Raw genomic sequence first — 10,955 nt, 5'->3', positions numbered from 1 at the left:
GGGGTGAGAAGGATCAGCCGATAGCCTCGTGGGCCGAGTCAAAAACGACGGCACGGCCATCACAGTGAGTTTCAGCGTCACTAAATGATCGTGATTGCTCCGACTCAGCAGTTGAGACCTAACTCACAGCAGCGAGCTCTGTAAGTGAACCTTGCGGAATCACTCGAACGACTAGCAACCAAGCTGTATCTCAGCGGAATTTCACAGACGTGGAGTATTCACGCTGAAAAGAGGAATGCGGCATTGCGCCGCATTCCGCATCTACTTGTGGCTGGCTCTGCTCTGGTGGCCTCCTCACACCGCCAGGATAAAGTCTGCCTGGGTGATGGTCGTCGCGTCGTTGATGCCCACCAGGAGGATGGTACCGCCACCGACCGACACCAAGGTGTCCGCTCCAACATTAGCAATGGACACGCTGGCGGCGAAGTTAGCCGCGGTTACACCCAGTGCGGCGATATTGAGCAGATCCTGGCCTCCGACCGGGTTAGCGTCGAAGTCCATGATGCGGTCATTGCCGAAGCCGGCTCCGAACACGAAGATATCGTTGCCGAGGCCACCAATTAAGGTGTCGTTGCCAGCGNNCCACCATCGAGCCTGTCGTTGCCAGCACCGCCCTCTAGCCTGTCATTCCCTGCCAACCCATTAAGCACGTCATTACCACCCAGCCCCTGGATCTCATCAGCGAACGCCGTGCCGTTAAGCACATCATCCCCCGGCGTGCCGACGATCAAATTGACTACCACCGACGTCGCCAGCGAAGTCACAGTCTCCAACGTACCAAGGTCATCGGTGTAGGTAACCCTGACCCGTAGCTGCTGTCCGGTCAGTGCCAGAGTTGGAGTGAAGGTCGCAGTGGTGGCTCCGGCAATGTTGCTGAAGACGCCACCGTTACCCGACTGCCACTGGAACGACAGCACCGGGTTAGCCGGACCATCCGGGTCGGTGAAAGCCTTGATCGCCGTTAGCATTTGTCCCACATTCGGGGTGGTATCGCTGATCAGCATGGTGCCGACCGGTGCATCGTTGACCTGAACCGGTGAAACCGGAGCGGTCACTGCCGAGAACACGGTCTCCAGCACGCCCCTGGCATCCTTGTAGATGGCCATGACACGCAAGGCCAGCCCTGATAAGTCATCAGTGACGCGGAAGGTTTTCCCGGTCGCCCTCTCTTCACCCACTCCTGTGGTGATGATGATGTCCTCGAACAGCCCGGTACCGGTGAAGTCAGCTTGCCAGTAATAGCTCACCGGCCCGGTGATCCTGCCGATGCCCGGGTTATCGGCGTCGGTCACGCCCTCGACCCCGGCGCTCAGCAACGAGCCGACCTCCGGCGTACTGTCGTTGATCGAGGCCAGTCCCACCGGCCCGGCATTCAGTCCCTCGACCAGCACGACCGCCTGGTCGTTGAACTGGATACGCTCGATACCCAGCAGGGTATCGACGCCATCGGTGCCGACGTTGTCGATCACGGTGTAGGTGCCGTTGACGTTCTCGACTATGGTGTAGCTCGAAGCCAGGCCCGAATAGTACGCGGTGTCGAAGTTGAAGCCGCCGGAGCCCGGCAGGATCTCCCGGACGATCTGCAGTTGCCCGGGGTTGTAGAAGCCGCTAAGCATCAACGGCACCAGCGGACGCATGCTGTCGAAGGTGGCGATCTCATTGCCGGTCGGCAGGCCGTTGGCGTCGACGCCGGCGCGTACGCTGATGCGCACGTTGAGCCACTTGTCGCCGTCGATGATGTCGTCGCCGCCGCGGCCCTGGATGATGTCGCTGCCGTCACCGCCGAGGATGATGTTACCGGCGCCGAAGGAGGTCACCGGGTTGATGCCATTGCCGATGGCGGTGTCTAGCAGCGCCTGCAGGCCGTTGATCAGGGCGATGTTGGTCAGCACGCTGCCCTGGGCGCCGGCATTGGCGATGATCGCCGCATCGGCATCATCACCGCGCAGGATATCGCTGTGCCGCGAGCCGGACAGCCCCTCCACCTCCTTGAAGCGGGCCAGGATGCCGGCGGCTACCGGTCCCGGTGCGGCGTCGATGGCGCGCACGGTCAGATCGATTTCCACGCCACTCAGGTCATCCTTGAAGGTGGCCCAGTCGAAGCCGGAGGCGCCGATGTACTTGTCGCCCGGGCCGGCGCTGCCGACCATGATGTCGTCGCCGCCTTCGGCGTTCATGATGTCCGGGCCACCGCTGCCGATGTAGACATCGTTGCCGACCACCAGGTCGCGACCCAGCGGGTCGAAGTTATCGCCGGGACTGCCATCCAGGTGGCCGCCTTCGAGCCAGTCATCGCCCTCGTTGCCGGCATTCTGCTCGTCGCCATTGCTGCCGAGGATGAAGTCATTACCCGGGCCACCGAAGGTCTCGGTGCTGCCCGTGCCGTTGATGATGAAGTCCTGGCCGAAGCCGCCGAGGATCAGATTGAAGCCATTGCCACCGTGGATGACGTCGTTGCCGCCGTCGCCCTGGAGGTTATCGTCGCCGCCACGATCGGTGATGATGTCGTCGCCGTCGCCGCCGCGAATCATGTCGTTGCCGTCACCGCCCTCTAGGCGATCATTGCCGGCGTCGCCCCAGATGGTGTCGTCGCCGATGCCGCCGATGATGATGTCATTGCCATTGGTTCCGCCCAGCACCACATGCTCGCCACCGGTGTAGTGCAGATAGTTGCTGTCCGGCCCCGGGGTGTTGGGGTTGTTGCGGATCACCCACGGCAGCAACGGATCTCCACTATCCGGGTCAGCACTGCCTAGGCCGGCATTGAACTGCTTGCTCTGATCCACCTCGAGGTACAGCCCCGGAGTAAGGAAGATCAGCCCCGGCAGGTGGGTGGCACTGGTGTTGTTCATCACCATCTTGGCGAACGAGTTGTTCTCCAGTTCGGTGACGAAGTTCAGACCGGCGGTGCGATCCAGGTAGTAGAAGCGGTCGCCGTTCTGCAGGGCCTCCAGCTGGGTTTCGAAGACGAAGTTGAAGGTCGAGCCGAGCATGCCTCCGAACGGCATGATGGCCTCGGCCAGACCGCCGATCCAGAAGTCGATGCGATCAACGCCGGTGGTGGTCACGCCGTTAGCCAGATTGGCATAGATGCCGGTACTGTTGAGGAAGGCCAGGCGGTCGCCGTCATTGGCGGTAAAGGTTCGTTCGGCCCCACCTACGCCACCGGAATTGATCACCGCACTGCCGCCCAATACCAGTGCAGTGGCCACCGCGCGCTTCTCCGCCAGGGTGTTGACGTCGGCGGCCAGCAGCTCGGCATGAGTGCCGTAGGCGGCGATAAAGTTGATCAGCGACGCCGGATTCTTCAGGTTCTGCAGCAGATCAACCCAGCTGATGTAGGGCTTCAGCTGGCTATCGCCAGTCATGTTGTAGAACTCGCGGCGCGCCGCGTTGAACGACGGAATGCCGGTGTCACGTCCCCGCGCCAGGTTGATGGCGGCCAGATCCAGCGGCAGGCCGACCAGATTGTTGCGCAGCGCCTCGGTGACGAACTCATCAATGGCATTGCCGACCTGCCGAGTCACGCCCCGGGCGATAGCGCCAGCCGCCTCATCCGGTGTAAGGCCGCTTGAAGCGAACTCCAGGGGATTGAGGAAAGCGGCGATCAGGCCGATCTCGCTGCTGAGGAAGTCCGAGTCCATCCGATCAATGGTCTCGGTCAGCATCGAGTGTCCGAAGCGATAGACCGTGTGGGCGAACTCGGCAACGATGGCCGCATCGATATTGGCGTCGTAGCCCTGGATAGGCCCGGTGAACACGTCGATCTGCGGCTGGATGGTGCGCGCAAACTCCTCAAACACCAGGTGTTGATACTGCATCTCGGTGCTGAATTTGCCGACCTGAAACAGCCGCTCGCCATTCCACACCAAGGCATCGATCGCGGCCTGGTTGGTCGGCAGCGTGATGATCGGGGTCAGCAGCCACTCGTTGATAAAGGCCACATCATTACTCGCCAGCACTACATCCTTGGTGTGGGCAACCATCCGATTATGCTCGGAGTGAAAGATGTGGTGTATCGCGGTCAGTCCGATGTTCTCGTTGACCCGTCCGTCACCAGCGATGTAGTGGGCATCGAGCAGTTCGTTGTCGTAGAAGCCCGCGGCCACCGGGCCGCCGGCCACGTCATCGGCATCCGGCGTCAGCGCGGCTCCGGTCTGTTGATTGATCGGCACGGCATTGTGGGCGATATCGATGAGGAACTGGTGACCGGTGCTGACGGCGCTGGCCAGGCTGACCGGCGCCGCCGGATTGCCTTCCATGAGAAAGTCATCGGCGGTTCCGGCCAGACCATCCGCCCCCTTCATCACCACCATCGGGAAGCCGTTCGGTCCCTTGATGAAGTTGCCATAGGCATCGGTGGCCAGCAGCGGCACATCGAACACCTGGGCATCGGTCAGATTGATGCCCAGCAGGTCGCGGGCCTGGGCCTTGACCACCGCCCAGGTGGCCATGCCACCGATCTCACTGTCCGCGTTAGCCCCGGTACCGCCGAAACGGCCATCGGCGCCAAGGTTCCAGTTGGTAATCAGGCGTCCATTAGCCACCGGACCATTGGCCGACATGTCATAGGCGCGCAGGAACACCTGTTGCGAAGGATGCGAGCCATAGGTCTGGTTCTGGTCGACGAATGGCGAGGTGGTATTGCTCTGCTCGTGGATGTCATCGGCGGTGCCGAGCATTCCATCGGGCCCCGGCAGGTTAGTCGCCCGGGTCAGCACCATGAAGTTGGTCGGGCTGCCCTGCACGAAAAGTGGGTCATCCGGCTGCAACGGAATAAACACCGTACCGCTGCCGCCCTTGGTCACCAAGTCTAGGCCATGGTCGAAGAACTGGCCGAAGAAGGTCATCCAGGAGTTGAACGGTGCGGACAGCCCTTCGTCCGGGGCCACGTTGGGCAGGAAAAACACATCCTTGTCATCGGCCGTGCCGAACACCCCGTCCAGCCCCGGGCTCTTGACCAGCTCCGAACCCTGAAGCAGAGCAGCCGCCGCTGCAGCCACCGCCGCCGGGTTGTTGGGGGTCTGGTCGACGATCAGGTTGCTAATGATGCGCGGCTGCGAATCCAGCACCGTGCCGCTGTTCTGCTGGTAAGAAGTGCCGTCCTCGGCCGGGTTGAACACCGGATCGAGCAGACGCGGGAACACCGTGTCGGCAGCGCCGAACTGGCTCTGCCCGCCCAGCAGATTGTTGAACTCGCCGGTGACCGTGCGCAGGCCCAGGGTCGAACGCTCATGAGGCAGCAGCGACAGCAGATCCGCGCCGGCCGCATGCTGCTCGGCGATCTTGATCGAGTCGAGGATGAACTGCAGGTCAGAGCGAATCAGGTGAATGCCCGGACTACTGGTGCTCGACTCGGCCGGCAGCGGTGCCAGCGGCGCCGGTGGCAAGCCGGCAGCGACATCTACGGTAGGCGCCGAATAGACATTTTCCAGCACGCCGTGGGCGTCCTGATAGACAGCCCGCGCGCGAATGTTCAGCCCCTGCAGATCCGGGGTGATAGTGAAACTCTGGCCAACTGCCGGAAAACCGCCAAAGCTGAGGATGTCCTGAAAGAAACCATCGCCAGGGACCAGCTCGACCTGCCAGTAGTAGCTCACCCGACCGTTGACCGCGCCCGTCGGATTGCTGGCGCTGACGTTGTCGCCGTCGGTCACCCCGGCGACCGAGGCGACCAGGGTTTGCCCCACTTGCACCGTACCAATGATATTCACCTGGCCCACCGGGGCGGTATTACCGCCCAAGGTCGAGCCCGGGGTCTGCTCGACCAGCGCACCATTGACATAAACGAAGGCGCGGTCGTTGAACTGCAGGCGCTCGATATGGGTCAGGCGGTCGACGCCGTCGCCGCCAGCGAAGGTGTCGGTCACCGTGATAATGTCGTCGCTGAAATTACCTGGTGTGCCGTTGTTGTTGATCGAGATCAGGTATTCGCTGAAATTGCCGCTGAACATGGCGGTATCGAAACCGCCGTTGCCGGCAATCAGCTCACGCACAATGACCAGTTGCCCAGGGTTGTAGGTACCATTGAGCATCAAGGGCACCATGGGCTTCATGCTGGTGAAACTGGCGATCTCATCGCCACTGCCATCTAGATTGGCACGCACGCTGATGCGCACGTTCAGCCACATGTCGCCGTCGATCAAGTCGTCGCCACCACGCCCCTCGATGATGTCACTGCCGTCACCGCCGAGGATGATGTTGCCGGCGCCGAACTGGTCGTCGGCCGTGCCGAGGATGCCATCCGGGCCGGCCGCGGCGTTGCCAAGGAAGGCCCGCAAGCCGCGGATCAGGTCAATATGGTTGTTGGTCAACACACTGCCGTAGGCGCCGGCGGCGGCGATCTGCGCCGCATCAGCATTATCGCCACGCAGGTGGTCGGCGAAGGCGGACCCCGATAGCCCTTCCATCTGGGCAAACTTGGTGGTGACCGCGGCGATAGACGGCGACAACGGGGTCTCGTTGAAGGCATTGGCGAGGAAATCCACGCTCACGCCATAGCGGCTGTCCTTGTAGGTGGCCCAGTCGAAGCCGGACATACCTTTCATCTTGTCCGGGCCGGCGCTGCCGACCATGATGTCGTCGCCGCCCTCGCCGATCATCTCGTCGAAACCGCCGTCACCGATGAACACGTCGTGACCAATAACAGTATCCTGGCCGAACGGGTCGAAGTTGTCGCCGGGCGCGCCGTCCTGGCTACCGATTTCGATCCAGTCGTCGCCCTCGTTACCGGCCATTTGCACGTTCATCTTGCTGCCGAGGATGAAGTCGTTGCCTTCACCGCCAATCACCTCGGACACGTCCTCACCGGTAACGATGAAATCGTTGCCGCGACCACCGATGATCAGGTTCTCGCCTGGGCCGCCATGAATGACGTCGTTGCCATCGCCACCCTTGATGACGTCATCCCCCCCCATGTCGGTGATGATGTCATCGCCATCGCCGCCGTCGATGACGTCATTGCCATGCCCGCCCTCCAGACGGTCGTTGCCGCCGTCGCCATAGAGGGTGTCGTCGCCGATGCTGGCGATGAGGATGTCATTGCCGTCGGTACCGCCGAGCACCACATGCTCGCCGCCGGTATAGCGCAGGTAGTTGCTGTCCGGCCCGGGCGTCGCCGGGTTGTCGCGAATCACCCAAGGCATCAGCGGTTCACCGCTGTCGGGATCGGCACTGCCCAGGCCGGCATTGAACTGACGACTCTGATCGACCTCGAGGATCAGTCCCGGGGTCAGAAAGATGTTGGACGGCAGGTGGGTGGCATCGGTGTTGAGCATCACCAGCTTGGCGAAGGAATTTTGCTCCAGCTCATGGACAAAGTTGAGTCCGGCCAGGCGGTGCAGGTAGTAGAAACGGTCGCCATTCTGCAGCGCCTCCAACTGGGTCTCGAAAACGAAGTTGAAGGTTGAGCCGAGCATGCCGCCGAACGGCATCTTCGCCTCGGCCAGGCCACCAATCCAGAAATCGACATTGTCCAGCCCGGTGGTGGTCACCCCGTTCGCCAGACTGGCCCAGGCGCCGCTGCTGTTGAGGAAGTCGAGGCGATCGGCCGGTGCGCCGGCGCCGCCGAGCACGATGGCCGTGGCGGCCGCACGCTTGGCCTCCAGCGTAGTGGCGCTGGTGATGGTCGAGTGGGTGCCGTAGGCGGCGATGAAGTTGATCAGCGACTCCGGGTGCTTGATGTGCTGCACGAAGTCGGCCCAGCTGGTGTAGGGGCGCAGTTGACTGTCACCGGTGCCGGCGTAGAACTCGCGGCGCGCCGCATTCAGCGACGGCACACCGGTATCCCGACCGCGAGCGATGTTGATCGCAGCCAAGTCCAGCGGCAGGCCGACCAGGTTGTTGCGCAGCGCCTCGGTGACGAACTCATCGATCTCGTTGCCGACCTGACGGGTGACGCCGCGGATGATCGCACCAGCCGCCTGGTCGGGGGTCGGGCCACTGGCGGCAAACTCCAGCGGGTTGAGGAAGGCCGCGATCAGGCCGATCTCGCTGGAGACAAAGCTCGGATCGAGACGGTCGATGGACTCCAGCAGCATGGAGTGGCCGAAGCGGTACACGGTATGCGCGAATTCGGCGACGATCGACGGGTCGATGGTGTCGTCAAAGTCGATAAAGGCATCGATTTGCGGCTGGATGGTGCGGGCAAACTCCTCGAACACGATGTGCTGGTACTGCATCTCGGTGCCGAGCTTGGCCGCCTGGAACAGCCGCTCGCCGTTCCACACCAGGCTCGACGGATCTACTGGGATCGCTGCAACAGGGGTCGAGAGCCACTGGTTGAGGAGAGCCACATCGCCCGACCCGAGGAGCACGCTCTTGGTCACATCCACCAGGCGATTGTGCTCGGAGTGAAAGATGTGGTGCACGGCGGTCAGGCCGATGTTCTCGTTGACCCGACCGTCACCGGCGATGTAGTGAGCGTCGAGCAGTTCGTTGTCATAGGTACCGGCGGCCACCGGGCCGCCCGCGACGCTGTCGGCATCCGGAATGAGCGCGGCGCCCGTCTGCTGGTTGACCGGCACGGCATTGTGGGCAATGTCGATGAGAAACTGGTGGCCAGTTCGTACCGCATTGCTCAGGTCGATCGGCGCCAGCGGATTGCCTTCTACCAACACATCGTCGGCAGTGCCGGCGATACCATCGGCGCCCTTCATTACCACCTGTGGATAGCCGTTCGGCCCCTTGATGAAGTTGCCGTACTGGTCGGTGGCCAGCAGCGGCACGTTGTCGAAGTCGGCGTCGGTCAGGTTGATGCCGAGCAGGTCACGGGCCTGTGCCTTGACCACCTTCCAGGTGGCCATGCCGCCAATCTCCGCATCGTCGCTCGTACCGAACTTGTTATCCGCCCCCAGGTCACGATTGGTGATCAGCTTGCCGGTGGCCCCCGGTGCACCGCTGCCATTGAGCGCATAGGCGCGCAGGAACACCTGGTGCGAGGGATGGGAGCTGTAGGTCTGGTTCTGATCGACAAACGGTGAAGTGGTGTTTGCATGCTCGTGTCGGTCATCGGCAGTGCCGAGGATGCCGTCCGGCCCCGGGTGATTGGTGGCGCGGGTGAGCACCATGAAGTTGGTCTGACTGCCCGGCACGTACAGCGGATCGTCCGGCTGCAGAGGCATGAACACGGTACCGCTGCCGCCCTTGGTCACCAGGTCCAGGCCATGGTCGAAGAACTGACCGAAGAAGGTCATCCACTGATTGAAGGGCGCAGAAAGCCCCTCATCCGGGGCGATATTGGGAATCAGGAACACCGGCCTGTCGTCTGCTGTGCCGAATATGCCGTCCAACCCCGGGCTCATGACCAAGGCCCCACCGTCATTGCCCGCCGCCGCAGCGACCGCCGCCGGATTATTGGCAGTCTGGTCAACGATCAGGTTGCTGATGATGCGCGGCTGCGAGTCGACTACCAGCCCGCTGATCTGCGCATAGGACGTCGACGTAGCTGGTAGCGGCCCGGGACCATCCGGATCAAAGGACTCTGCCGAACGGAATACGGGCGTCAACAGACGCGGAAATACCGTGTCGGCAGCGCCAAATAGACTCCGTCCCTCGATCAGGTTGTTGAACGAGCCGTCCACCGTACGCAGGCCAAAGGCCACTTCGGTATTCGGAATCAGATCGCGAAGGTCGGCGCCAGCCGCATGGGCTTCGGAGATCAGAATCTGCTGAAGAATGAAGTCAAGGTCGGATAGGTTGAAAGTGGCCATGTCTGTTCCCTCGATGCTCAATGCACAAAAACTCGAAACAGGAAGCCACGTGCATGCGTAACCTCGCGCAAGCGTGGCTCAGCGTTGTCATACAGAAAGTCTGTGATGTGAGGGAAAAGGCCGAGCGACGCTCCTCACCGATCGCCTAAGCGGATCAGTGCCCAATGAGGGTTGGCTTTGTCCCGTCAGCGCCGAACGAACATTCGGCGTTGAGCCTCAGATGCCTGGAGGCCCGTGGAATTGTGGGTCGAAGAAGTGGCCTAGTGTTGCCAGCCTGGCTGGCCCGTGACCCGAAGTGCTGCTCATGGTGCTTCTCGGACATTAGTGGCTGGCACAAGCCACCGCGCCCTCTCCTGCGCAGCATGCTTCGCCAGCGATCACTCACACCTAGACTAAAGACGCGGGCACAAGACATGTCAATATGCTGACCATATTTTTTTAAGACGACACATACCAGATAAGCCATTGATTTAATTGCTATTTATAAAACAAATATAAAACAACTCATTTTTCACATCTTGCCGATGAGTTTTTGCCTGTTGGCTAGCCATAGCCAAAAGCTCTACTCCTCATGCCTGGAGTAAACATGATCACCGATATGCTGGCTTGCATTGAGATCATTGATTGAACATGGCCGGTTGGCAGGCACAAGCGATCCAGGCTCTGGATGAGCTGCTAATCGCAGCAATATGAAGGGACGGTGTGAGTGAGGACGGTATTCTTAGGGGCACGCTGAATCGACTTACAGATTTTGGCGAAATACTTGGACTCCATCCGCTGAGTTTTCTGATAAAACGGGGACCTTCACGGATGCCGAGTACGCCGGCCAGCACTAGCCGACCTGCAAAGAGCTGTTCCTGATCGAAATGGATCGGGTGGTGCCAAGGAAAGGTTTATTGTCTTGATAGAGCAGCCATACCCGAAGGGCTAAGGTCCTCGTTCGACCTATCCACTGATGGCGATGCGGCGTATCCATCTGATGCAAAACTGGTTCGGCTACAGCGATCTTACGATGGAAGAGGCGCTGTATAAGACCATCATCCTGCGCCAGTTTGCTGGGCTGAGCCTGGAGCGCATCCCCGATGAAACCACCATCCTCAACTTCCGTCGACGTCAATGTCACGACAACAACAACCCAGGGCGGGTTGTGCAATGGACCGCTGTATTTGGAATGAACTATTTGTCCACGCGCCGATAAGGGCGCGTTAAATAATCAGTTCGGGAAAGTGCACGGCCACGTTTTTC

The 10,955-nt window shown here is 61.1% G+C and carries 2 protein-coding genes and 1 pseudogene; 1 reads left to right on the top strand and 2 read right to left on the bottom strand.

What is annotated here, in order from left to right; translation table 11 throughout:
- Nucleotides 1-294: 294 nt before the first annotated feature.
- Nucleotides 295-534: a hypothetical protein gene (locus TMS3_RS26160; protein WP_051394225.1), complete on the bottom strand. Its 240-nt coding sequence runs from the start codon at nt 532-534 to the stop codon at nt 295-297.
- Between the two features lie 26 nt (nt 535-560).
- Entirely contained in the window at nt 561-9,710 is a 9,150-nt protein-coding gene (locus TMS3_RS12355; protein WP_051394224.1) for a peroxidase family protein, read from the bottom strand.
- Between the two features lie 851 nt (nt 9,711-10,561).
- On the opposite strand from TMS3_RS12355, the pseudogene TMS3_RS12350 reads away from it, so the two are divergent.
- Nucleotides 10,562-10,821, top strand: a pseudogene (locus tag TMS3_RS12350) (transposase); the annotation flags it as partial.
- Between the last annotated feature and the right edge of the window lie 134 nt (nt 10,822-10,955).

It is taken from the genome of Pseudomonas taeanensis MS-3 (genome assembly GCF_000498575.2).
GTDB classification, from domain to species: Bacteria; Pseudomonadota; Gammaproteobacteria; order Pseudomonadales; family Pseudomonadaceae; genus Aquipseudomonas; species Aquipseudomonas taeanensis.
The sequence above is the reverse complement of the archived record's forward strand: the minus strand, read 5'-3'. Positions and strand labels throughout refer to the sequence as shown.